General features: G+C 50.4%; 21 protein-coding genes. 8 read left to right on the top strand and 13 right to left on the bottom strand.

Annotated elements, in window-relative coordinates:
- Positions 1–17 precede the first annotated feature (17 nt).
- From AC1S52_RS30655 to wecB, 3 genes are all read left to right on the top strand, one after another.
- Positions 18–674, top strand: coding sequence for a GNAT family N-acetyltransferase (locus AC1S52_RS30655; RefSeq protein WP_482032843.1), 657 nt, complete (start codon positions 18–20; stop codon positions 672–674).
- A gap of 736 nt (positions 675–1410) precedes the next feature.
- Positions 1411–1785 (top strand): hypothetical protein, encoded by a 375-nt coding sequence (locus AC1S52_RS30650; protein ID WP_482032842.1) that lies wholly within the window; start codon positions 1411–1413, stop codon positions 1783–1785.
- Between the two features lie 157 nt (positions 1786–1942).
- A complete protein-coding gene (gene wecB, locus AC1S52_RS30645) occupies positions 1943–3058 on the top strand; it encodes a non-hydrolyzing UDP-N-acetylglucosamine 2-epimerase (protein ID WP_482032841.1) in 1116 nt (371 codons plus the stop codon).
- On the opposite strand, the gene AC1S52_RS30640 is transcribed toward wecB, so the two are convergent.
- Together AC1S52_RS30640 and AC1S52_RS30635 are read right to left on the bottom strand one after the other, a co-directional pair.
- The gene (locus AC1S52_RS30640; RefSeq protein ID WP_482032840.1) at positions 3055–3339 is read right to left on the bottom strand and encodes a DUF7219 family protein; all 285 of its coding nucleotides are present in this window, start codon (positions 3337–3339) and stop codon (positions 3055–3057) included. The two genes, wecB and AC1S52_RS30640, sit on opposite strands and share 4 nt — an antisense overlap.
- A gap of 122 nt (positions 3340–3461) precedes the next feature.
- Entirely contained in the window at positions 3462–3977 is a 516-nt protein-coding gene (locus tag AC1S52_RS30635; RefSeq protein ID WP_482032839.1) for a hypothetical protein, read from the bottom strand.
- Between the two features lie 714 nt (positions 3978–4691).
- On the opposite strand from AC1S52_RS30635, the gene AC1S52_RS30630 reads away from it, so the two are divergent.
- The 3 genes from AC1S52_RS30630 to AC1S52_RS30620 all read left to right on the top strand — a co-directional run bounded on the left by AC1S52_RS30630 (position 4692) and on the right by AC1S52_RS30620 (position 5896).
- The gene (locus AC1S52_RS30630; protein ID WP_482032838.1) at positions 4692–5030 is read left to right on the top strand and encodes a 2TM domain-containing protein; all 339 of its coding nucleotides are present in this window, start codon (positions 4692–4694) and stop codon (positions 5028–5030) included.
- A gap of 63 nt (positions 5031–5093) precedes the next feature.
- Entirely contained in the window at positions 5094–5402 is a 309-nt protein-coding gene (locus tag AC1S52_RS30625; protein ID WP_482032837.1) for a DUF3181 family protein, read from the top strand.
- Positions 5403–5644: 242 nt separating this feature from the next.
- Positions 5645–5896 carry a hypothetical protein gene (locus AC1S52_RS30620; RefSeq protein ID WP_482032836.1) on the top strand — a complete coding sequence of 84 codons (252 nt, stop codon included), beginning with the start codon at positions 5645–5647 and terminating at the stop codon, positions 5894–5896.
- A 122-nt stretch (positions 5897–6018) separates the two neighbouring features.
- Here AC1S52_RS30620 and murJ read toward each other — a convergent pair whose 3' ends face one another.
- From murJ to AC1S52_RS30605, 3 genes are all read right to left on the bottom strand, one after another.
- Positions 6019–7689, bottom strand: coding sequence for a murein biosynthesis integral membrane protein MurJ (gene murJ / locus AC1S52_RS30615; protein ID WP_482032835.1), 1671 nt, complete (start codon positions 7687–7689; stop codon positions 6019–6021).
- Between the two features lie 105 nt (positions 7690–7794).
- Positions 7795–8121 (bottom strand): ATP-dependent Clp protease adapter ClpS, encoded by a 327-nt coding sequence (gene clpS / locus AC1S52_RS30610; protein WP_482032834.1) that lies wholly within the window; start codon positions 8119–8121, stop codon positions 7795–7797.
- Positions 8122–8205: 84 nt separating this feature from the next.
- Entirely contained in the window at positions 8206–9480 is a 1275-nt protein-coding gene (locus AC1S52_RS30605) for an alpha/beta hydrolase fold domain-containing protein (RefSeq protein WP_482032833.1), read from the bottom strand.
- A gap of 307 nt (positions 9481–9787) precedes the next feature.
- On the opposite strand from AC1S52_RS30605, the gene AC1S52_RS30600 reads away from it, so the two are divergent.
- Positions 9788–10345 carry a PTPA-CTERM sorting domain-containing protein gene (locus tag AC1S52_RS30600; protein ID WP_482032832.1) on the top strand — a complete coding sequence of 186 codons (558 nt, stop codon included), beginning with the start codon at positions 9788–9790 and terminating at the stop codon, positions 10343–10345.
- Between the two features lie 138 nt (positions 10346–10483).
- Here AC1S52_RS30600 and AC1S52_RS30595 read toward each other — a convergent pair whose 3' ends face one another.
- From AC1S52_RS30595 to AC1S52_RS30580, 4 genes are all read right to left on the bottom strand, one after another.
- Complete coding sequence (locus AC1S52_RS30595) at positions 10484–11386, bottom strand: cytochrome c biogenesis protein CcdA (protein ID WP_482032831.1); 903 nt, start codon at positions 11384–11386, stop codon at positions 10484–10486.
- Between the two features lie 2 nt (positions 11387–11388).
- Positions 11389–12318, bottom strand: a complete 930-nt coding sequence (locus AC1S52_RS30590) for a tetratricopeptide repeat protein (RefSeq protein WP_482032830.1) — start codon at positions 12316–12318, stop codon at positions 11389–11391.
- A gap of 29 nt (positions 12319–12347) precedes the next feature.
- The gene (locus tag AC1S52_RS30585; RefSeq protein ID WP_482032829.1) at positions 12348–14585 is read right to left on the bottom strand and encodes an O-linked N-acetylglucosamine transferase, SPINDLY family protein; all 2238 of its coding nucleotides are present in this window, start codon (positions 14583–14585) and stop codon (positions 12348–12350) included.
- Between the two features lie 330 nt (positions 14586–14915).
- Positions 14916–15182, bottom strand: a complete 267-nt coding sequence (locus AC1S52_RS30580; protein WP_482032828.1) for a pentapeptide repeat-containing protein — start codon at positions 15180–15182, stop codon at positions 14916–14918.
- Between the two features lie 645 nt (positions 15183–15827).
- Here AC1S52_RS30580 and AC1S52_RS30575 point away from each other — a divergent pair.
- The gene (locus AC1S52_RS30575; RefSeq protein ID WP_482032827.1) at positions 15828–16547 is read left to right on the top strand and encodes a pyridoxine 5'-phosphate synthase; all 720 of its coding nucleotides are present in this window, start codon (positions 15828–15830) and stop codon (positions 16545–16547) included.
- 125 nt (positions 16548–16672) lie between these two features.
- Here AC1S52_RS30575 and AC1S52_RS30570 read toward each other — a convergent pair whose 3' ends face one another.
- The 4 genes from AC1S52_RS30570 to gcvT all read right to left on the bottom strand — a co-directional run bounded on the left by AC1S52_RS30570 (position 16673) and on the right by gcvT (position 22299).
- Positions 16673–17350 carry an HAD family hydrolase gene (locus AC1S52_RS30570; RefSeq protein ID WP_482032826.1) on the bottom strand — a complete coding sequence of 226 codons (678 nt, stop codon included), beginning with the start codon at positions 17348–17350 and terminating at the stop codon, positions 16673–16675.
- Positions 17351–20371, bottom strand: coding sequence for an aminomethyl-transferring glycine dehydrogenase (gene gcvP, locus AC1S52_RS30565; RefSeq protein WP_482032825.1), 3021 nt, complete (start codon positions 20369–20371; stop codon positions 17351–17353).
- A gap of 192 nt (positions 20372–20563) precedes the next feature.
- The gene (gcvH, locus tag AC1S52_RS30560) at positions 20564–20953 is read right to left on the bottom strand and encodes a glycine cleavage system protein GcvH (RefSeq protein ID WP_482032824.1); all 390 of its coding nucleotides are present in this window, start codon (positions 20951–20953) and stop codon (positions 20564–20566) included.
- A 227-nt stretch (positions 20954–21180) separates the two neighbouring features.
- Complete coding sequence (gene gcvT, locus AC1S52_RS30555) at positions 21181–22299, bottom strand: glycine cleavage system aminomethyltransferase GcvT (protein ID WP_482032823.1); 1119 nt, start codon at positions 22297–22299, stop codon at positions 21181–21183.
- Positions 22300–22628 lie beyond the last annotated feature (329 nt).

The raw sequence follows: 22628 nt of genomic DNA, 5'->3' as shown, positions 1-22628 counted from the left end.
AAGCATCACCGCTCACCATGAGTTCTTACTCAGCCGCCCATTTGTCCCTGATTCAAAACGTGACTCTGCGTCCGGCGATCGCGGCTGATGTCGATTGGGCAGTTCCCCTCCTACTGGCAACAGGACCAGCCCTGTTTAGCTATGTGTTTGCCTCTGCCCCGGACCAGACAGCCCCCATCCTTCAGAAAGCTTTCACTCGTCCACAGCACGCTTTTAGCTACGAGCACACCCAGGTAGTTGAGGTGCAGAATCAGCCCGCTGGACTGATAGTGAGCTATCCCGGCTTTATCAAACGACAGGCAGACGAAAAAGTACAGCAGGTGATGGCAGGCATTCTACCGTTACGTAAGTTACCTAAAATTTTGGTCAATCTCGCAGACCTGACCCGGATTAAGCAGGATGTTGCCCCTCACGAGTACTACATCTTGGGGCTGAGCATTTTGCCAGAGTTCCGTAATCAGGGTTTAGGCAGTTATTTGCTGAATCAAGCCGAGAAACAATCCCACGCCTATGACTGCTCTAGCCTTTGTCTGGATGTCACATACATCAATACCTCGGCTAGAGCTTTGTTTGAGCGAGTCGGCTATCGCGTAACGTGCAGTAAAACAACTTCCAGGTTTGAACAAATCACCCGGTCTGGTGGAATTCATCGCATGACCAAAACCTTAATCTAGAGTGAAACCCTGATTGACTAGCGAATCTTTTCACCCTGACAGTTGAACCGCTGCTACAACTACAAGACCCATCTTCGCGGATGACCAAAATGGCTGTGGAGTCTGCGAATACAGGCTTTGCTTGTGTAGGCATGGTTTCAACCGCCAGCCCCATCCAAAAAGTCTGAATCATCAGGGCGCGGCAATCACGCAGACAGTTTTTGAGTAGGCTTTGAGCCAATATCAAATCACCTATCCCCTGAGTTGCACGTAGCGAATTCGCAAGACTTTGGAATTGGTTTTGTTTTTTCCACTTTGTAGTTTGATATAAATTCTTAGCCTCCAGATTCAACCAATGACCAAAACTCGTTGAAATCCAGCATTCAATTCTGAGAAAATATATGGATATTCCTAAGAAAAGTTAAGTATCCTTCGGCAATGGCTTTGTATCCAATTGTAGAGAAGTTATACAGTAGAACTTTTGATCGACTCGTAAGGCTGAATCTCTCTCCTGCCTGGACTTTGAGTCAATATGTCTAGACAGGTAAGAAGGACTAATTAACTTAAAAACCAAACTTCTTACCCAAAATCAAGTAAACAATTCACATTGACTGTAAATTTATTCAACAAAGCCTCATCTTTTGGGGTGGTTTCCCTATACTTAATGGAACCAACCCCGATCCCGACTTTGGGGATCGCTAGAAAGCATTCTGAATTAAACACCATTACTGACTAGTTCCCCCCAGGAGGCAGAGGCATGGCATTATCTCAAAGCCAGAGCTTTAGAAAGTTCTATTATCTATTAATGCTCCGGAGTTTCCTTATTTGGGCATTTACACTAGCAGTTTGCTTGCTAGTGATTGGTTTTCCCCTCGTGATTTTGATGGTTACGATTGGTTCGTTGTTGGCGGTTGTTTTGCAATCTGTTTTGCCCGTCAGTGCCGTTCTAGTTGTTGCAGCAAGTATTCTTAGCATCAATCTTTTGGCGGTGATGGTAGGGGCAGCGGCTCTCACATTGAAGGGTGTGCATCCTCAAGAAGTGAGCTGGCTACGGTGGCTACATGGTGAGGAAGACCCTCGTCATACTTCGGTATACGCTTCCTGCCCATTAACCTGTGAGATGAAACGTTAAAAACACGTTAACCCCTTAACTCACCCGGCAAAAGCCGGGTTTTTTCTTTTTGGAAGCTAAGCTTTCAGGTTGACGGAGTTCTTCCAAAGGATATAGCCTGTCTGAGGAGTTTCACTATCGCCATCACCTTCTCAGATTATTTTGGAACCGAACTTCCATGCCACACCAACCCGTCCTTATCAATATCATTTTGGGAACCCGTCCAGAGGCAATTAAACTGGCTCCTGTGATTCAAAAGTTCAAATCCTGCGCCGATTTTGAGACCCAGGTGATTTTGACTGGTCAGCATCGGGAGATGGTGGACCAGGTGATGCAACTGTTTGACCTGGAAGCCGATCGCGACCTGGCAATCATGCAGCCTAACCAAACTCTGACCGATATCACCTGCTGGAGTTTACGCGGTCTGGAAGATCTGTTTCAGCAACTTCACCCCCAAATGGTAATTGTCCAGGGAGACACCACCACTGCCTTTGCCGCAACCCTGGCTGCCTTCTACCATAAAATTCCGGTTGGGCATGTTGAGGCTGGATTGCGTACCAACGATATCTATAATCCCTATCCCGAAGAAGCAAACCGGCGGCTCATCTCCCAACTTACCCAGCTACACTTCGCTCCTACTTCGCTGGCAGTCGAGCACTTGCAGCGATCAGGGGTATTGGGTGAAATCCACCAAACCGGAAACACTGTGATTGATGCTCTGTTAGCCGTTGCCAAGCGCCAGCCAGGCTGTCCTATTCCTGGACTGGACTGGAACCAGTACCGTGTCATTCTGGCTACGGTGCATCGCCGGGAAAACTGGGGACAACCACTCAAGGATATTGCCATGGGCTTTTTGCAAGTCCTGGAAAAGTTTCCTGACACTGCTTTGCTGTTACCTCTCCATCGCAACCCTACCGTGCGTGAGCCTTTAACCGCACTTTTGGGTGAACATCCGAGGGTCTTTTTAACAGAACCCCTGGACTATACTGCTCTGGTCGGTGCCATTCAACGGTGCTACTTGCTACTGACCGATTCCGGTGGCTTACAGGAAGAAGCCCCCAGTCTGGGAAAACCCGTCCTGGTACTGCGAGAAACAACCGAGCGTCCAGAAGCTGTCACAGCGGGCACCGCTAAATTGGTAGGAACAAGCCCGGAGCGCCTTGCCGCTGAAGCGATAGAGCTACTGAGTAATCCAGGCACCTATCAGGAAATGGCAAACGCAGTTAATCCGTTCGGTGATGGACGGGCGAGCGATCGCATTCTGCAAATTGTGAAAACCTACTTCCAGGGCTAATTCCCATCTTCAGGTAAATCGGGTTTCTCACGATTTACCTGATCTAATAACTCCTGCTTCGATTTTTTGAGTTGTTGCCACAGATCCTTAATTTGCTTGTAAGCATCTTTAGAAGAAATCTTACCGCCAGTTTCTAATCCACAAATGAGTACAACTCGTTGGGCAAACTCTTGCAGGTTTGAATTGAACGCTAGATGCTCCGGAGTAAACTCACCCCGATAGCGGCTAGTCGGGTAAAAAAACTTTTCTTTTTCTCTGCTGATATCTTGACTATCTGTCACAGAAGATAACCCCCATAGAGGAACCCTACTATTGGCTAAAGACTGAAGGGCAAACCTTCTATCCAGCCTTATTAATCTTAATACTTCAGCAAAGATTCAACTAGCCATTGAATCAGGACTGGTTAATGAGGACTGGGTGCAGAGTAGTGACTTAAAACCTCCTGTCCCCAGCGAACCAGTTGCTCTGGTCCTTCCATCATCAAAAGGTAGCGTCCCTGGTCGAGATGATGACGATAAATGCTGGCTGTGCTGCCCTCACCCAAGAAGCCAAACAATGCCCCCAGTAATGCGCCACACACTCCACTCAACAGGGCAACTAAAGGCACGAGCGCTAACAGGCTCACCTCCACCCTACCGATGAACGTAATTACCAAGCTAACAGCAGAACCGACAATTGCTGAAACCAGCGCGTAAATCAGCGCTTTACGAACAGCAATCTGGCTTGGCTGCATCAGCCCTACCCGTTCAGGGCTACTGTAGCCAGTTCCCACGATCGCCAGATGCTCTGGTGAAATACCGTGGTAATGAAGCAAGCGATATGCCTGAAAAGCAGCAGCTTCGTTAGGCAGAACAACAACGGCAAGATGGGTTGATCTCCGTTTCAGAGCGCTTCTGCGAAAAAATCGTGCGATAGTCACGAATGGAGTCCGGTGTGAGAAGAGGGGTATGAAAGGAATGCTGTTTGAATTCTAACCTTAGTTTCCAACGGACAGAGCCAATCCTTTAGTGCAACTTAATCAATTCTTATGACTTTGAGGCGCAAGAAAAAGTTTGAGGGGGGAGTTTTGAGTTTTGATACCGATTTAAACGGACTTGTGGGCACATCAAAGTTTAGGAGAGGCTTGGCAGTGCCAAGCCCGTACCGGGATCTGCTGTGGTTTCAATTCAAATTAGTATGAGCTAAGAACTTTGAGTTTTGAGTTGAGGGATTTGTCAAATTTTTGTGTCAAGCCTGAGAGGATGGTTTAACAGCCTATCCCCCTGTCGACTTGGCGACTATTCGCGAAGCGTTCCCGCAGGGTAGTCGCGGCTATACGGACACTAGCGAAGCCCATACTCGCAGGGTTATAACCTGTCGATGCAGGTGACGGAAATCCCTCATTTGCCTAAGTCCCCGTAGGCGGATCTTGTTTGCGTAGGCGCGGTTTTAACCGCCGGACTCTGTTCAAACACCCTATAAAAAGGGAGTCAAGGGAATCAAGGGTGCAAGGATTTGGGGCAATGTTTTTAAGCCTACCCAGTTTAACGTTGCTCATTTCTCCGCGCTTCACTCTCTACTCCTTCTCTTCTCTATTCATTGGGAAGTCAATCCGATATCGTAGAGTTAGAAGATTCATATTTATTTTTGACCTATGCCTCCACGTTGGCCCCGTAAACCTGATCGTAAAGACTCTGCTTACCGTCGTTTAGATGACCGGATGAATTTTGCCTTGCATGTAGCGCTATTTGCACTGGTCAACTCTGGACTCTGGTTCTTCCGGATTCTGGGAGACGCGACTGAATTTGGTGCTCCAGATCGGTTGCTATGGACACCATTGGTAACAGTGGGATGGGGATCGATTTTGGTTGCCCACGCTGTTTTCATCTTTGCGATCGCTAAGTATGAAGACACCCTATCGACTTCTACTCCGAACTCAGGCACAGGTTTTCAACCCAAAATTGAGAAAAAACCTCCCAAAGCGAAACGTTAAATTAGACGAATACTCCCTCTGTCTTAAACTTCTTTGTTCTGATCAAATTTAAGGATGGTTCTGATGGCAAACATTAGCGCGGCTGAAGCGATCGAATCCCTTGCCGCTGAGATTGGAGAAAACATTTATATTGATGTGGCAAAATGGCATCTTTATCTTTCAGATGCTCACTTGCATACCACTCTGGCAGAGCGCCTTTACCCCATGCTGACCTCTCGCTCATTAGATGAGGATGCCGTTCTCAATACCCTACAAAATATTTCCGTCAAGTTGGGTGGGGGCAAGCGCGAGGTGTCACTGGCAGATCTGCTCCCAGTCCAGTGCCAGGTAAACCTGATGGACATTCTCGAAGAGTTTCAACGCAAGATTTAGAGTCTAACAATATTTCAGCATCCCCGAATTTCTTTAATTCAAAACTCAAAATTCTCAACATCTGCCATCCACCATTCCGAAGCAAATCTTGGGTTAAGATCTGGTTAAGAAACGCGAATACCTGCGTTAAGGCTTGAGTTTCCTGAATAGGGAGATTAGAAGCCTCTGATACTTTGGGCTTTTAAAGGGCTAAAGTTTAGTGGCAGAAAATTAAGCGTTTCAGCAACCCAGGAGTTTAGCTGATGAAAATAGGCGACGTTGTGCGCCTCAAGCAACCGTTTAGCCCCCAACTGAATAATCCCAAAGAATACTACTTTGGGATTATTACTGGTCTGGCTCAGGATCGGAGCGAGGGGACAGAACAGCTCACGGGATTAGAACCCAATGAAATTTTGGTTCATCTATACGATCCTGATATGTCCACCGTCTTTACTGATGAGATGGGAGTTGAAGCGATTTTTTCATTCCACCTGAGTGAAGTAATCGTAGAATAATTTTTTCCATACTCAGCAAGGTCAACCCCTCGTTTAAGGGTGGTGCTGAATAGCCGTATGAATTGGAACGAAGTTTCAATTCATACGGCTCTCAATTCATACCCAAATTCAGCAACGCCCGGTTAATTTTGTCTGAAAAAGCGTTGACGCAGGCGATTAACGAGCAAATCTACTTCTGGCAATCGTAGTTGGGTTACAAATAGGGCAAATACAATAAGCCCCATAGACCCAGAAATGAGCAGTTGTGCCAGTTGAATCAGTAAGCCTTCAGTGCCCAACATTTGTTGGGTTGCCCAGAGCGTCCCCCAACAGACAAGCCCGGCGATCGCGCTTCCTGCAACCAAACCCAGTCCAGGAACGCCCCACTCCCGCAGTGGTAGCCCATTCAATCGACGGTTCAAAATCCATAACATAGCGACCATCGAGACCAGGTTAACGCCAACGGTTGCCAGCACCAAACCTGGGGCACCGAACGGTCTGACCAGCAGAAAATCCAGCAATGCATTTAGAAAAATATTTGCAATGCTGATGCGAAATGGAGTGTCGGCATCTCCCAACCCGTAAAACACACGCACCAGCACATCCCGCCCCAGGTAAACAAACATACCAATCGAATAAGCAACCAGTACTGATGCCGTCAGGTAAGAGTCCTCGACCGTGAAAGCATAGCGCTCATAGACAACCCGTGAAATCGGCAGTGCCAGAGCAATCATAAACGCACTTAATGGCAGCATCGTTATAGCTGTCATCATTAAGCCCTGGCGGATGCGCAGCTTCAGTTCGTCCCAATTCTCCGGTGCTGCTAACCGGGCAAAAATGGGCATCAAAGGCACCAGAATCACGTTGGACAGAATGCCCAACGGGGTTTGTACCAGCAATCCGGCATAGCTCATAGCAGATACCGCTGCGGCTGGATTGGGAATGAAAGAGGCAAAAAACAAGTCTGTCCAGACGTTGATTTGCATCATGCCCGATGAGAAGGTGGCAGGTCCCATAATTCGGATGACTTCCTGCACTTCCGGTTGACGAAAGTTAAACCGTGGGCGCAGACTGCCCAACCGAGCCTTCCACTGCACTGGAAGCTGCACTAACCATTGCAATACGGCTCCGCCCAGGGTTGTCCAGGCAAGCACGGCACCTCCCAACAGGGCATACTGAGGCAAGGTGATCTGACTACCCAGGGACAGGGCCAATCCGCCAAGTCCAATCAGAACAGTGACGCTGGAAAACAGGGGGCTAATGGATGGTAGCCAGTACTGATCTGCTGCATTCAGGGTGCCAAAGCCGATGCCAATCAGCCCTGCCAGTACTGCCATGGGAGCCATGATCTTAAACTGCTGGATCGCAATCTCGCGGGTCTGGCGGGTTAGCTCGATCGCGGCTGGCTCTAGCCCCAACTCTTTAGTCTGCTCTGGAGTCAGAAACAACCCAGGAGCCACCAGATGCATCAGAGGTTCTGCAAAAATGATTAAACCAACGGTGACTAGCAGCAAAATGCAGATAACCAGAGTAGTGATGCTCTCGACAATCGGAGCGACTTCTTCCCGCTTTTTCTTTGCCAGGACACTCACGATCGCACTATGAAACGGACCATTGATCCCACCCAGCAAAATCAACAGAAAGCCCGGAATCACATAGGCAAAGTTGAATGCCCCAAAGGCAGGACCGGAACCAAAGGCAGCCGCGATCGCCTGTTGCCGCACCAGCCCAAAGATTTTGCTAATCAATGTGGCAACTGCCACAATTCCAGCAATTCCCATTAGAGAACGGGAAGGTTTGTTCGATTCAGTCACGCGCAGGACAAGAGATTAAGGAACCTTCTTATTTAACCGTGAATTGGCAGGTGGGCGCAGTGGAGTGGAGGGGGCGCGAGGGCGAGGCGACCGGGGATAGGATCACTATGCCGCCTCTAAAGGAGCCATGGTCAACCCCTGCATGCCAAGCTGCATATGATAAAGCTCTGCCTGCTCCTGAGGACCCACCCAAACGATTGCCTGCCCCTCAAAGTGGATCTGGTTGGTCAGTTCCCAGGCGCGATCGGGGGTCATCCCTGGAACATAGGTGACCAGACATTTGGCAACATGCTCAAACGTGTTGAAGTCGTCATTGAGCACAATCACCTTGTAATTGGGATAGCGTTGCGTCGTCACTTGACTGGACTTTTCTGGCGCTACGGTTGGGGCGGCAGAGATTGCATGGGAAACCACAGGAAATGTCCTAGTCATAAGCGATTACCGGAAACACTGATAGTAGGAAAATAGCTTAACTTTGTATCTCATCCTAGCCAATTTGCTGTTTTTTTTCCTGGCTCATTCGTCAATCTGGGCTGGCATCATTGTCTGGGCTAAAAAACGCTCTGTGTAATAAAGCACAAGTTGATTGCTGACCCCAGTAAAAACTGCATCAAAAGCGTGCTCTGCCCACGGGATGTTGAGCCAAACCGCCGTGTTGTTGGTTTGCTGCAAATGATCGTAGAGCCTTTTGCCAAACTTTGGCAGCACGAGATGGTCCCGTTCGCCATACACCAGCAGTGTCGGTGGTAACGATGCCGCCACGTAGGTCATGGGTGATGCCTGCCGATACAAATCAGGCAATTCATCTGGAGTGCCTCCCAGAAATGACCGGAGAACAGCACGGGTATCAATGGGATCGGGAATAGGAGGGTCTTTATAGCCAGCAATCAGATCAACTGGTCCGTAGTAATTCACCACTGCCTGAATTGGCAAAGCTTCCCGTTGATAGGCTACCAGCATTGCCAGATGTGCCCCCGCCGAGCGTCCCATCAACGCCATGCGGGTAATATCAATCTCCCATTCATGCGCATGGTCTTGAATATAGGCGATCGCGGTTTTCACATCCTCCACCTGTGCCGGAAAGCGGTATTGGGGAGCATGGCGGTAGTCAACTGCCACAACTACATAGCCCTGGCCTGCCATGTATTGGCTGAACAACTCGTCATTATCGGGACTGCCCTCTTTCCAGGCTCCGCCGTAAATCACCACAATGACCGGATACTTTCCCCTCGTCAATGGCTGGTAAACATTCAGCTTCAACGCAACTCCATCCGGACTGGCAAACCCAACTCCCTTAAAAGTGCGGACTTCTCTAACGGGGATTCCCTGCCAAATATCTCCCAGAACAAACGGCCGGGGGCGCATCTTGGACTGCATCTCGGCAGGAATTCTGTCCAAATAGTGAGTTCCGAAAGCTCTCTGCATTTCGGTGGCAAAACGGACATTTGTAGACGGTAGCTGAATCAAAGGTAGGCTACTGAAAATTAAGCCCATCAGGCTCAAAATCAACGCAATGCTATATAACCCGCTTTTAGAAAGTCCCAGTATTGCCAGCAGAAGGGCGATCGCATTCACCGCCACCAACCACGGGCTAATTTCCGGTGCGCCCACTCCCAGCGGTAATAGAGACAGCGTCGGAGCCGGAACCACGATCCACAGGCTAAGAAAAAGTCCGACCAGGCTCAAAAGAAAGGGAATAAATAGGGAAGTGGCAACCCCAATCAGCAGGACAATCTTTCGTTTGGCTGGAGGTTTTCGCCGATTGTTAGGGGGTTGAGAGTGGAAAGTCATCGGGTAAAACCGGAATTTTACAGCAGAAAATAGGGTGTTGCTGAATAGCAGTATGAAATGGAATGAAGTTTCAATTCATACAACCTTTAATTCATACCCAAAATCAGCAACGCCACATGGATAAGGTTTAAAAAGGACAATTTGCAAGCTGGTACAAAGATTGCAGTAACCATAAAGATTTATCAACTAGTTTAATTAGAGTAGGTTCGCACCTACCGATTGATGAAATCTTGAGGATTTGCTGATTTTGCTTCCAAAAAAAGGGGACTCTACCACCCAATGTTCATCTTTTTTGGAGGAATCAATAATGACAACCTCAACCATAGTGAAAAAGCTATCGGTTGCTATAACTGGTGCAGCCTGTATTGTACTGGGGACCGCTAATCTGGAAGCCGCACCGGCTCAAGCGGCGATCTTGTCTGCTCCCCTGAGCATCAATATCGACTTAGGGTCAGGATCTGTTAGCAGTACTGCTGGCTCAGTGACTTTCGACGATAGCTTCCTGACAGGTGCAGGGCTTGAATTCTTAACAACTGGAAGCGGATTGCAGAGCTTAAATCTCACCCTTCTGGGGAATGATTACACGGCAGCTTCCGATCCCCGTCCAGCCAGCTTCTTTCCCCGGCTTGTGTTTAACAGCGGGACATTGCTGGGCGTTAACTTCCAGTTCCAAGAGCTGACTACTGGTACCCTTGTCCAGTTAGACGATCTAACCGAGCAGGTATTCACCGCAACTTCTGGTCCGATTGGGACTTACGTGACAGGTGCCCCCACCGCCATCCCAACTCCGGCACTACTGCCAGGACTTATTGGATTGGGCATCAGCATCACCACACTCCGTAAGCGGCAGGCTGAAAAAGCTTAGTAAGCTTAACCCAATCTCCAGGGTGTTTCTCGACGTTTAGGGTGTTTCTCCTTTGCATTCCTGGCTCACCCCAGGAATACGGCAGGTGTAATTTAACGACATTCCGCACCAACGTGGTTGTTGGTGCTTTTTTATGCCCTAAACCATTAGCGTTGCAAATACCCATCGGCTACCATCTACCAGATAGAAGCCGCCGATCAGCAGCAGCAGCACACTGGCAAAACGCACAATCGTTTCTGAATGGGTCAGCAGGCTACGGGTTTGTTTTGCCAATCCTGCAAATAGGCTGGCGAAAAAGATAATCGCGGTATATCCGATCGCATAGCTCACCATTGTCAATACACTCAGCGCTTGAGAGCCAGTCGCCGCCCCAGCAGCCAAAACCGCAAACATGACTGGGCTGGTACAGGGAGAACTAACCAACGCAAAGGTTAACCCCACGCCATAGGGTCCTGCAAATAATGCCCGCACTCGACCCATTAGCCAAAATGGAGTTCTTTGGGATTGGGAGTCTGCTTGATTACCGACACTAACGAACTTTTGACGGGGCAAAGGCAACTTGATGAGTCCCGCAAGACTCAAACCCATGACCAAAATGATGACTCCCACCAGAATGTGAAAATAGCCTCTAAATCGAATGAGGACGATCGCCGCCAGGGAAGAAAACAAACCAAACAGGCTGAGAATGGTGATCACCCCCAGAACAAAAGCCCCCGCCTTAAAAAAGGCATCTCGACGGGATGTAATTTCGCGGGTGCCAATGTAGGTCAGGTTGATTGGTAAAAGGGACAGAATGCAGGGGGAAATGCTGGCAACTAACCCTCCGGCAAAGGATAAAACCAGCAACAGGGGTAGGTTATTGGTATTCTGTTGCTGAAACCACTGGCGGTAATTACTACCAAGAGTCGTCACAAAATAATCAAATGTCCGCAGCGCCCCCATCTGGTTGACCTGTTCTACAACCGCCACCAATAGCGCTACCCCAATACCCAGCAGTAGGAGCAGAAACAGCTTTGTCCACCGGGAAGCCGCCACACTCATCTTTACCCCCCAAAATTACGAGGACCTTGATATTCCGAAATATTTGCAAGCTCCTGTAAAGGATACCCGCCCGGCGAAAACAAGCGACCATTAATTTCCCAGGTAGGGTAGGCAGCAATATTTGCCTGGTTGCATCGGTTGACTTGAGGATTGGCACCCTTCGGATCACACTCAACATAGGTAATCTGGCTGAAAGCCGCTTCGCCAAACTGCTCTCGCTGCCAGTTGCAGACGGAGCACCAGTAGGTGCCATACATTTTTGCGCCTGCCTGTCTCAGGTGCATTGCCAGCGCCATTTTGGGATTGCTGGCTACGGAAACCGCACCCGGTGGAGGGCTGGAGGCAGGGGTGATGGCGGCTGGAGGCGGTTTGAGGTCTTCCATCCGGGCTTGGGCGAAGCGAACATTTGGCTGATTGCCCTGTTGCTGGAAGAGTTGGGCAGCCCGGTCAAAATCTGCGATCGCTTCTTTGCGTTTACCCATTGCGGCATACTCATCTGCCCGATTGAGATATGCCTCGGCAAAATTGGCATCCAGCTTAATTGCCTGATTATAGTTCTGGAAGGCTGCCTGTCTCTGACGCAATCCTGAATGGGCAATTCCTCGACCCAGATAAGCTTCTGCCAAGTTTGTGTCAGCTTGAATTGCCTGGTTAAAGGTCGCCAGCGCCTTACTATAGTCTCCTTTAGCTAGCTGATTGACCGCTTGATTGTTCAAGGCGACGGCTTGCGGGTTAGCCTTTCTGATAGCTTTTACACGAACTTCTGGACTGGCTACTGCGGATGGACTGGCTTCTACTGGAGACGAAACTTGCGGTTGAGGGCTTTGAGGTGTATCCGTCTGCGATACTTCCCCTGGGGTGGAACAGCCCGCGATCACTGCCATTAGACAGATTGCGCCTAGCTTGGGCAAAGGTTTTTTCAGGTACATCATAGGGATTTTAGTACATATTTAGTACACAATTACTGTTTTAACCGATAAATTTCCCACATTTTTTCATAGGCATTCTCCATTTCACGGGTAAACGCCCTGGCATTCCACAAGGGAGAGCTACGCCGTGACTGCCATAGTTTCCAGGTAATTTGTTTACGTAGTTCGGCATCCTGCCCCAAGCGCACGCCCCACTCCACATATTCTTCGTGGGTCCAGGCAATGCCCTCCGTGATGCCTGCGTTCTTCATCATCGTGTAGCTGTTACGGCTGGAAAAATGTTCACCTACCCGTGTCACCATTGGAATTCCCATCCACAAGGTTTCGAGCGTGGTGGTGGCTCCGTTGTAAGGGTAGGTGTCTAGCACAATATCCGCGATTCCCAGGTTTGCCCGGTGAGTTTGCTCCTCTGCCACGTCGCCCAAAAACCTTAAGCGTGATTGTTCTACACCGATCTCGTTGGCTACTTGGAGAAAGGATTGCTGGACTGAGCCTTCGTCATTGATTCCCTTAATCAAGAAATAGCTGTTGGGAACCGCTTTGATAATTTCCAGTTGCGATCGCACCGTATCGGGATGCCGCTTATAAGCACTCTGCCCACTCCAGTAAATTACAGCGTCCTCCGGAATGCCTAGCTGTTCGCGTCGTAGATTTGGAATTCCAACCTCAAATCCATCTACTGCAATATAAGTTTGGGGCAAGCGCCAAATTTTTTCGGCATAGTGGTCTTCGGCATAGTCTGGCAGCACATAGGGATCGGCAATATAGTAGTCCACGGCTGGAATACCAGAGGCATCCCAACCCAGCCAGGTGACCTGGACGGGGGCAGGTTTCAACATCATGACTTCGCAGACAATATCGGCAGTAATACTGTCTAGATCTACCAGGATGTCAATTTCATCCTCGAAGATACGATTAGCAATCTCCTGGCTATCCCGCCCCAAAATCCTGGCATGGTGGACATGCTGCATAAACCACTGTTGCAGAGTATCCCGCACCGGCTCCTGGGAGTTCCAGAAGTAGCCATAGAGGTGAAACTGCTGCCGGTCATGATGTTCAAACAGCCAGCGACTTAACCAGCCAACGGAGTGCCGCCTCATGCAGTGAGACACATAGCCAATCCGGAGGGGACGGGTTCTATCCCGCTGAGTTGGTCTTGTGGCAAACCCCTGCTGATAGCGATCGACCAGGTTATGAGAGTAGGACTGCACACTGGATTGGCACACCTCCATCAGTCGGTTCTGGTTCAGGCGATTTTTGACCAGGGAGTCCCGGATATATGGCTGGCAGAAGGTCGAGGTTGTCAGTTGCAAGATCGTATTGGGATCGAGCGCATCAGGGTGGGTATGGATCAGGTCTTCAATCAGGGTGTCCTGGTGTTCAAAAATTGGGAAAATACGATCCCAGTACCCCCCTGCCCGCAGCAGCGATCGCAGCATGACAAACGCTCCAAAAACCTGGTCAGGTATCGCCCGTGCCAGTGTGCAGTACTGTCTTGCTGTTTCAATTCCTTCCGAGTGCTGGTTTGCATTCTGGTAAAGGTGTGCCAGATGTCCCAAAATTGCCAGATCATCCGGCAACACTTCCAGGCAAAGTTTCATGTAGCGAATCGCAAGTAGAGGGTTGCCCAAGTTATTGCCGATCTCGATCGCCTGATGCATTAACACCAGCACAAACTCCAACGGATCAGAGCTAACCTTCAAGCAAGCCGCTGCAAAGTCAAATGTAATGGCTTCAAAGGGAGCAATGGTTAAAAGGCGTTTGAGCAGCTTGAGCAGGACTGCTGAATCAACAATTTCCTTCGCCGATTCTGACTCAAGCAGGGCAACCACACCCAGGTCAACCATGCCCTCAACGGTAAACCGATCTAATTCGATCAGCAGATCAACCAGATGCAGAAGATTCGTCAGGTCTTCCGGGGCAATTTCTCGCATATGTTGGCGAATGCCACAGGCAACTGAATAATCACCGGCGGACTCGCGCCGCGCCGCCTCAGCCGATAAAACCAGGATTAGCTCTATCGTCCACTGCTGCACCTGGACGGTGTCACCGTCTACCATTGCCAGCATCCAGACTGTTTGAGCCTCGGCTTCCTGCTCTTGCAGCAGCATTGTCAAACCTAAATTCCAGTAATGCTCCCTAACTTCTGGTTCAACCTCAATCAACCCCTGGTAGAGGTCTGCTGCCTGAGCATAATTTTTTGCCTTCAGCCCTGCGGCTGCCTGCCGTTGCCGCTCTTCTACATCAACAGGAACCATCTCAGCCATCATCGTTTTTAGAAAATCTAACTCTACTGGATACAGTTCCCAAATGGCATCAAATTCTTGCTATGGGTGGTTAGGTAATGGCTGTGAAGGGAGTTTCAAAAAAATTTGTCGGTCAACCAGGTTCAGCCAGGAGCGATCGCAGAATGACCTGAATAGGGCAATTCACCCTGCAAAGAGCTATTTCGCAGTGAATGGAAACTAGATACAAATTCAAAAGATCACACAGAGCGCTAGTGTTTTGTCAGGAAATTTTGACGGATTGCAGACCCTCAAAATTCAACCCTGATTAACTTCCTGGGTGTTCCCTAACCGTTAAATTATACTTAACCAGTACTAGCGGCGTATGCCATAAAGATTGGCACCTCTCAGATTGGCACCGGATAAATCAGCCCCTCGGAGATCGGCATATCTTAAATCTGCATTCCTGAGGTCGGCACCTCTTAGATTCGCGCCTCGCAAATCAGCACCACTTAAGTCACAGTTAGGACAGGCGTTGGTATTGAGTAACCGTCTAACATGGTCTGGATTTGCCGCCGCGACAGAACTACCCAGCACAAAGGTAGCGATTAATGCAGTAGTCCCTAGAATGTTTAGCTTCATCTTTACTTAACTCCTTGAGCGAAATACACTCCCATGCTTATGCCTATAGTTCAACTTCAATCTAGCCTTAAGTTGAAGAATTTCACCCAATCCATTCACAATACGGTTCCTTGTCTGAGAACCTTTTTAATTATCCTTTGATAGCTTTTAAGACTCCGCTTAAACGGTTTAAGTTCCTTAGAAGCCTATTCGGAAAGCCTTAGCCGCTCAAGCCCAGTACCGGACCCTGGTGGTTTATGGCAGAAGTCTTGCGCCAGTGGAGTGGATGGAGGATGGGGGATGGGTCATCCTGAGGTGGACCCAATCGGTTGGACAATTCTAGAAACTGATTGAGAAGCCCCCGGCGAGGACATCCGCCTTTGAGGTGGTCACACTCATTAAGCCACCGGCTTCGCGGGGGGTGTCTGACTGGTCAACCTGTTTCCCTATAAGGTAACATGATCCCCCTTGCAGCCTTGGCTCAACCCTCTGCTTAGGTTAAGTATTATTTCGCTAACAGCATTGCGCAGCCGTAACGCATTGTCTTTTAATTCAACCCACCTACTGACCGATTACCGATCGCCCATTACCGATTACCCAAAAACTCAACTCTCAACTCCCTGACCTCGCTTTAAAATCAATCTATCCACCTACGGAGACATACCCTTGCCTACACTCGGCGTAAATATTGACCATGTTGCTACGATTCGGCAGGCTAGACGAACTGTTGAACCTGATCCGGTGGCTGCGGCTGTCCTGGCAGAACTAGGCGGGGCAGACGGGATTACCGTTCATTTACGGGAAGACCGCAGGCACATTCAAGACCGGGATGTGCGTGTTCTGAGGCAGACAGTTCGCACACACCTGAATTTAGAGATGGCGGCAACGGATGAAATGGTGGCGATCGCCCTCGACGTTCAACCCGACTACGTTACTCTGGTTCCTGAACGACGGGAAGAAGTCACCACGGAAGGCGGATTAGATATTGCGGCTCAGACAGACCGGATGACCGATGTGGTAGATACGCTTCAGTCGGCTGGAATTCCTGTCAGTCTGTTTATTGATGCTGATCCGCGCCAAATTGAGACGGCGGCTGAGGTTAGAGCGAAGTTTATTGAATTGCACACGGGGCAATATGCGGAAGCACAGGATGAAGCCAACCAGGAAAAGGAACTAAGGGTTCTGGCGGAGGGATGCCGATTGGCGATCGCAGCAGGTTTACGTGTCAATGCCGGACACGGGCTAACCTACTGGAACGTCTATCCTGTTGCGGCTCTTTCTGGCATGGAAGAACTTAACATTGGGCACACCATCATCAGCCGTGCTGTTCTTGTTGGCTTAGAGCGCGCCGTCCGTGAAATGAAACAGGCAATTCAAGGCAGCTAATATCGTCGCCCAGCAAAACCAGATCCCCGCCTGCTTGATTGATTACGGCAATCTTACCCATGCCAATGAATATACCCAAGACCTGTGCAATTGCTCAAACTCTATCAACCACACCATCCCAACGCTCACCCTTCCCCCAAAAACTCCCACAGTTCCGGTACAGAAAAATCAACCACCACCAGTGCTGCGCCCACCTCATAAAGCCTCTGTGGCTCCTGCGTGGAAGCAATTCCAATGGTTGGGATGCCTGCCCCCACCGCTGACCGCACACCAGAAGGGGAATCTTCAAACGCAATTGCCTGGTTGGGGGCAATGCCAAACTGATCCAGGGCGTATTGGTAAGGAGCAGGGTCAGGCTTGCCAATCCCTAGAAGATCCGCAATCACAATCTGAGCAAACTTACCTTCTAGGTGCAGCGCTTTGAGCGTGTGGTGAACATTTTCAAAAGGAGCATTAGTCACCACTCCCTGCTTCAACCCCCGCTCTTCAGCCCAGGTCACAATATCAGACAGCCCAGCCAAAGGAACCAGATGGGGAGCCAGTTCCCGATAGCGAGCTTCTTTCTGCTCAATAAACTGCCCTTTAGCGTCCGGTGTCAGATGGGGCAGCAAATCATCCACGATCGCCGGGTTTAACCGCCCACTAATCCGGGTTTTGTAAAAGGTTTCATCAATATCAAAGTCATAGTCCTGCAACTGTTCCTTCCAGGCGCGGTAGTGGAAGGGGTCGGTGTTAGCCAGCGTGCCATCCAAATCAAACAGGAGAGCCGCTAAACGAGTAGGGTAGGCGGAAGCGATCATCATTTAACTATACGCTTCCATCGACGGGCAGGTGCAGACCAGGTTGCGATCGCCATACGCCTGATCAATCCGTCCCACGGCTGCCCAGAACTTATTCTCGCGCGTCCAGGCATCGGGATAGACTGCCCGTTGGCGGGAGTAGGGATGGTTCCACTCATCAGCCGCCAGGGCAAACGCCGTATGGGGCGCATTTTTCAGTAGATTGTTTTTCCGATCTGCCTGCCCCTGCTCAATCTCCCGAATCTCCTCCCGAATCGCAATCATGACATCGCAAAAACGGTCTAACTCCTGCTTCGACTCGCTCTCGGTGGGTTCTACCATGATGGTGCCAGCCACGGGCCACGATACTGTGGGTGGGTGAAAGCCATAGTCAATCAGACGCTTGGCAATATCATCGACCTCAATCTCAGCCGTTTTCTTGAACTGGCGCAGGTCAATAATGCACTCATGGGCAACCAAGCCATTTTTCCCTTTATACAGAACGGGATAATGCTCTTCTAACCGCTTGGCAATGTAGTTGGCATTCAGAATCGCAACTTCCGTTGCTTGCTTCAACCCTTCTGCCCCCATCAGTGCAATGTAAACCCAGGAAATCGGCAGGATGCTGGCACTACCCCAGGGGGCTGCCGAAACTGCCCCAATTCCCTGCTTACCCCCGACAGGAACCACTGGATGCTGAGGCAGGAAGGGCACCAGATGGGCAGCGACACCAATCGGACCCATGCCAGGACCGCCGCCGCCGTGGGGAATGCAGAAGGTTTTGTGCAAATTCAGATGACAGACATCTGCCCCAAAGTCGGCAGGACGGCATAGCCCCACCTGGGCATTCATGTTGGCACCATCCATATAAACCTGGCCCCCGTTTGCATGAATCAGGGTGCAGATCTCCTGAATCGGCTCCTCAAACACCCCGTGGGTGGAAGGGTAGGTCACCATCAGGGCAGACAAATTATCTCGATGCTGTTCGGCTTTTGCCTTTAAGTCTGCCAGGTCAATGTTGCCGTCACTATCACAGGCAACTGCCACCACCTGCATGCCTGCCATCACCGCACTGGCGGGGTTGGTGCCGTGGGCTGACTGGGGAATCAGGCAAACATTCCGGTGGCGATCTCCCCGCGACTCGTGATACTGGCGAATCACCAGCAGTCCGGCATACTCCCCCTGGGAACCCGCATTAGGCTGAAGTGAAATACCTGCAAAGCCCGTAATTTCCGCCAGCCATTCCTCCAATTGTTCAAACAGAAGTTGATAGCCCCTGGTCTGGTCTAGCGGTGCAAAGGGATGGAGTTGGCTGAATTCTGGCCAGGTAATGGGCACCATTTCAGCCGTGGCATTCAGCTTCATGGTGCAGGAGCCGAGGGGAATCATTGCCGTGGTCAGCGACAGATCCTTTGACTGTAAGCGGTACAGGTACCGAAGCAACTCCGTTTCCGAATGGTAAGAGTTGAAGACCGGGTGCGTCAGATAGGTACTGGTGCGGCAAAGGGAGGCAGGCAAGCAGGGCACCGGACAGTGGGATAGCACATCTTCCGGGGTGAAGTGGGCAATTTGTTCTCCGGCAAAAATCTGGAACAGGGCAATCAGGTCGTCGGACGAGACGGTTTCATCCAGGGAAATGCCGAAGGTGCGATCGTCAATCTGGCGCAGGTTGACGTGGTGGGAGTGGGCACGTCTGACCACATCCTTTGCTTTTTCAGGGGGAACCGTGACCCGCAGCGTATCGAAGTAGGATTCTGTGCCCAGGGAATAGCCCAACTTGTGCAAGCCTTCTGCCAGAATCCCAGTCATACAGTGAACCCGTTCTGCTATCTGACGCAATCCCTGGGGACCGTGGTAGACCGCGTAGGTACTGGCAATAATTGCCAGCAGCACCTGAGCCGTACAGATATTACTGGTCGCTTTGTCGCGGCGAATGTGCTGTTCGCGGGTTTGAAGTGCCAATCGCAGGGCAGGGTTGCCATGCACATCCTTAGAAACCCCAACTAAACGACCGGGCAACTGGCGTTTGAAGGTTTCTTTGGTGGCAAAGTAAGCCGCATGGGGACCGCCATAGCCCAGGGGCACCCCAAACCGTTGAGTGTTACCCACGGCAATGTCAGCACCAAATTCACCAGGAGGTTTCAGCAGGGTGAGACTGAGCAGATCCGCTGCCACGGTGACCAGTGCCCCGGCAGCATGGGCGCGATCGCAAAACGCCTGGTAATCATAAATCGCCCCGTCGCTGGCAGGGTATTGAAGCAGCACCCCAAACACCGGTTGGTCGAACTGGAAGCTGCGGTGGTCACCGATCACAATCTCGATCCCTAACGGATGGGCGCGGGTTTGCAAGACCTCGATCGTCTGGGGATGGCACTCTGCCGATACCCAGAAGATTTTAGACCCTGTTTTGCTGACCCCGTAGCTCATCGTCATGGCTTCCGCTGTGGCGGTTGCCTCATCCAGTAAAGAAGCGTTGGCAATTTCCAGCCCAGTCAGGTCCGTTACCATAGTCTGGAAGTTAAGCAGCGCCTCCAGACGACCCTGGGCAATTTCAGGTTGATAAGGCGTGTACTGGGTATACCAGCCAGGGTTTTCCAGGATGTTGCGCTGAATCACGGGGGGGGTGATGCAGTTGTAATACCCCATGCCAATGAAGGAGCGATAAACCTGGTTTTCCTGGGCAATTTCCCTTAGCTCTTGCAGCATTTCGTACTCGCTCTTCGCCGACTCCAAATGGAGCGATCGCTGCATCCGAATTGCCGCAGGCACCGTTGCGCTGATCAGAGCTTCCAGACTATCAAACCCCATCAGGGACAACATCTGGTGAATATCATCCGGGCTGGGTCCAATGTGCCTGCGCTCAAAAGCGTCAGTATATGCCAGAGGATTCGCTGGAAACGGAGGGCGCGGTATCGAGTGGGAGGTTTCGGTATGGGGGGAGCCATTGGCAGCACCGGCAGCCCCATTCATTGAGGAGGAATTAAGATTGCCCGTTGTGGAGCCATTCACACTCGCGCCAGTTTGATCCATAGAACGCTCTAGCATAAAAATTGTGGTAAAGAAACAGTCACATTACAGCCGATCAGCGATAACCATCTTCACAGACTTTAACAAATATTCTGTGCTGATCGGCTTGACTACACCATTTAGCCAGTGACCGTTCAATATCACTGATCCTTTGGGCTGCGGTGAGCCTCAACGGTAAATGCGGTTGCTATTTGCCGCGATCGCACCACCCTACTCTCCTTCTACCTGTTCCCGGTACTCGCTGGCAGAAAGGGTATCGTCCAGATCTCCGAGATCATCAACCCGCACTTTAATCAGCCAGCCTTCACCGTAGGGGTCTTCTGCCAGATCTTCTGGGGCATCCATCAGGGGAGTATTGCACTCGATAACCGTTCCCGTAACGGGGGAATTCAAATCTTCAACCGCTTTAACGGACTCAACCGTGCCAAATTTCTCGCCTTTCTCCACCGCATCACCAACTTCAGGCAATTCTAGAAAAACAATATCGCCCAGTTGATCCACCGCAAAGGCGGTAATTCCAAGCGTAGCAATTTCTCCTTCCAGGCGGGCGTACTCGTGGGAGTCCAGATATTTCAGATCATCAGGATATTCAAATGACATTGGGATTCCTTAAAATTTTAGGTAGGAGGTACAGAGTACGGGGTGCGATTTGAGGGTGCGGAGTACAGGGTGGATAGTTCAGGCAGATTTAGAGTTTCGAGTATAGATTTTACGGTAGTTTGCATTGACGCGAAATACGCTTTCTCACCCATCGATTTGAAAGCCTTCCCAGACCTGGGATTTCCAAAAACCTCCCAGGTCTAAGCCTGACGATCTTCCTGAATCACCTACTTCCCTCTCCGATAAAACGGCTTCTTCACGACGATCGCCGGGTAGCGTTTGCCCCGAATTTCCACTTCCAGGCTCTGGTCAGGTTTGGAGAGTGTGGTAGGAACGTAGGCAAGGGCGATCGCCTGTCCCAGGGTAGGGGACTGGGTGCCGCTGGTGACTTCGCCAACAGGTTTGCCATCGTGGAATATGGGATAGCCATGACGGGCAATAGCGCGTCCCTGCATTTGTAACCCAACCAGCCGCCGTTGGACTCCCGCTTGCTTCTGTTGCTCCAGAATGGGTCGCCCAATGAAGTCACCCTTACTATCCAGATGGACAAGCCAGCCCAGTCCCGATTCCAGGGGGGTGGTTGTATCGTCAATGTCCTGCCCATAGAGTGCCATTGCCGCCTCTAATCGCAGGGTATCGCGGGCACCTAAACCACAGGGAGTCACCCCCGCATCAAACAACGTCTGCCACAGATCGACTCCCACAGTTGGAGCGGTCATGACTTCAAACCCATCCTCTCCCGTATAGCCCGTGCGGGCAAGGAAACCGGACTGTCCTAAAACGGTGCCTTCCAGGTGCCCAAAGGGTTTAACGCCTGAGAGGTCTTCCTTAACCAGGGATTGCAGGCGATCAACAGCTTCAGGTCCCTGAACGGCGATCAGCGTTTGGGCAGTGGAGTTATCTTGAAAATGAATCTGGTTCAGGTCTAAATGCTCCAGCATCCAGGACTTATCTTTTTGAGTGGTGGCAGCATTCACAATGACCGTCCAGCGTTGTTGCCCAGTCGGGTCTATTGCCTGGTAGTAGAAAATCAGATCATCGACAATGCCAGCCTGGGGATTCAGTAATACTGTGTACTGTGCCTGACCGGGTTGTAACCGGCTGAGGTCAGAGGGTACAAGTGGTTGGATCTGCCCCAGCACATCGTTCCCGATCAATTGAAATTTGCCCATGTGGGAGATATCAAACATGCCCGCTGAGGTACGGACTGCCTGATGTTCACGGGTAATGCCACTGTACTGTACTGGCATTTCCCAGCCCGAAAACTCAGTCATCCGGGCATTGAGGTTGAGTGAAAGGGTGTAGAGAGGAGTACGCGCCAGTGGGGTCGTTTCAGATGGGGTCACAGTTCTGGGATTTCACAACAGATGGACAGTTTAATCCTACTTCCAATTAAACCCCGACTATAGCCATTATCAAATCAGCACAACTCATCAAGCGGAGCCAGGAAGTTACGGGCTGGGGGGTGATGAATCCTCCTAATGCATATTCAGAAGAGTTTTGTGCAAGCAATCATTCAACCCTCATCCCCAACTCTTTTCCCTCAGGAGAAGGGAGCGATCTTCAAAGTCCCTCACCTGTGGGAGAGGGATTTAGGGTGAGGGCAAGTCAGATTTATGCACAACAGGTTTCCTGAAACTGCACTAAGGAAAACCGTTATATAGCTGTCGCCAGG

This window comes from Kovacikia sp. CALU 1929 (assembly GCF_056784235.1).
Note: the sequence above shows the minus strand (reverse complement) of the source record. Positions and strands in the feature narration are given on the sequence as shown.

Coding starts and splice junctions, on each gene's coding strand:
- AC1S52_RS30655 (WP_482032843.1), top strand. CDS start 18: ATGAGTTCTTACTCAGCCGCCCATTTGTCCCTGATTCAAAACGTGACT.
- AC1S52_RS30595 (WP_482032831.1), bottom strand. CDS start 11,386: ATGAGTGTGGCGGCTTCCCGGTGGACAAAGCTGTTTCTGCTCCTACTG.
- AC1S52_RS30580 (WP_482032828.1), bottom strand. CDS start 15,182: ATGAAGCTAAACATTCTAGGGACTACTGCATTAATCGCTACCTTTGTG.
- clpS (WP_482032834.1), bottom strand. CDS start 8,121: ATGACTAGGACATTTCCTGTGGTTTCCCATGCAATCTCTGCCGCCCCA.
- AC1S52_RS30605 (WP_482032833.1), bottom strand. CDS start 9,480: ATGACTTTCCACTCTCAACCCCCTAACAATCGGCGAAAACCTCCAGCC.
- AC1S52_RS30570 (WP_482032826.1), bottom strand. CDS start 17,350: ATGATGATCGCTTCCGCCTACCCTACTCGTTTAGCGGCTCTCCTGTTT.
- AC1S52_RS30600 (WP_482032832.1), top strand. CDS start 9,788: ATGACAACCTCAACCATAGTGAAAAAGCTATCGGTTGCTATAACTGGT.
- AC1S52_RS30620 (WP_482032836.1), top strand. CDS start 5,645: ATGAAAATAGGCGACGTTGTGCGCCTCAAGCAACCGTTTAGCCCCCAA.
- AC1S52_RS30630 (WP_482032838.1), top strand. CDS start 4,692: ATGCCTCCACGTTGGCCCCGTAAACCTGATCGTAAAGACTCTGCTTAC.
- AC1S52_RS30650 (WP_482032842.1), top strand. CDS start 1,411: ATGGCATTATCTCAAAGCCAGAGCTTTAGAAAGTTCTATTATCTATTA.
- AC1S52_RS30590 (WP_482032830.1), bottom strand. CDS start 12,318: ATGATGTACCTGAAAAAACCTTTGCCCAAGCTAGGCGCAATCTGTCTA.
- gcvP (WP_482032825.1), bottom strand. CDS start 20,371: ATGCTAGAGCGTTCTATGGATCAAACTGGCGCGAGTGTGAATGGCTCC.
- AC1S52_RS30625 (WP_482032837.1), top strand. CDS start 5,094: ATGGCAAACATTAGCGCGGCTGAAGCGATCGAATCCCTTGCCGCTGAG.
- gcvH (WP_482032824.1), bottom strand. CDS start 20,953: ATGTCATTTGAATATCCTGATGATCTGAAATATCTGGACTCCCACGAG.
- AC1S52_RS30585 (WP_482032829.1), bottom strand. CDS start 14,585: ATGATGGCTGAGATGGTTCCTGTTGATGTAGAAGAGCGGCAACGGCAG.
- wecB (WP_482032841.1), top strand. CDS start 1,943: ATGCCACACCAACCCGTCCTTATCAATATCATTTTGGGAACCCGTCCA.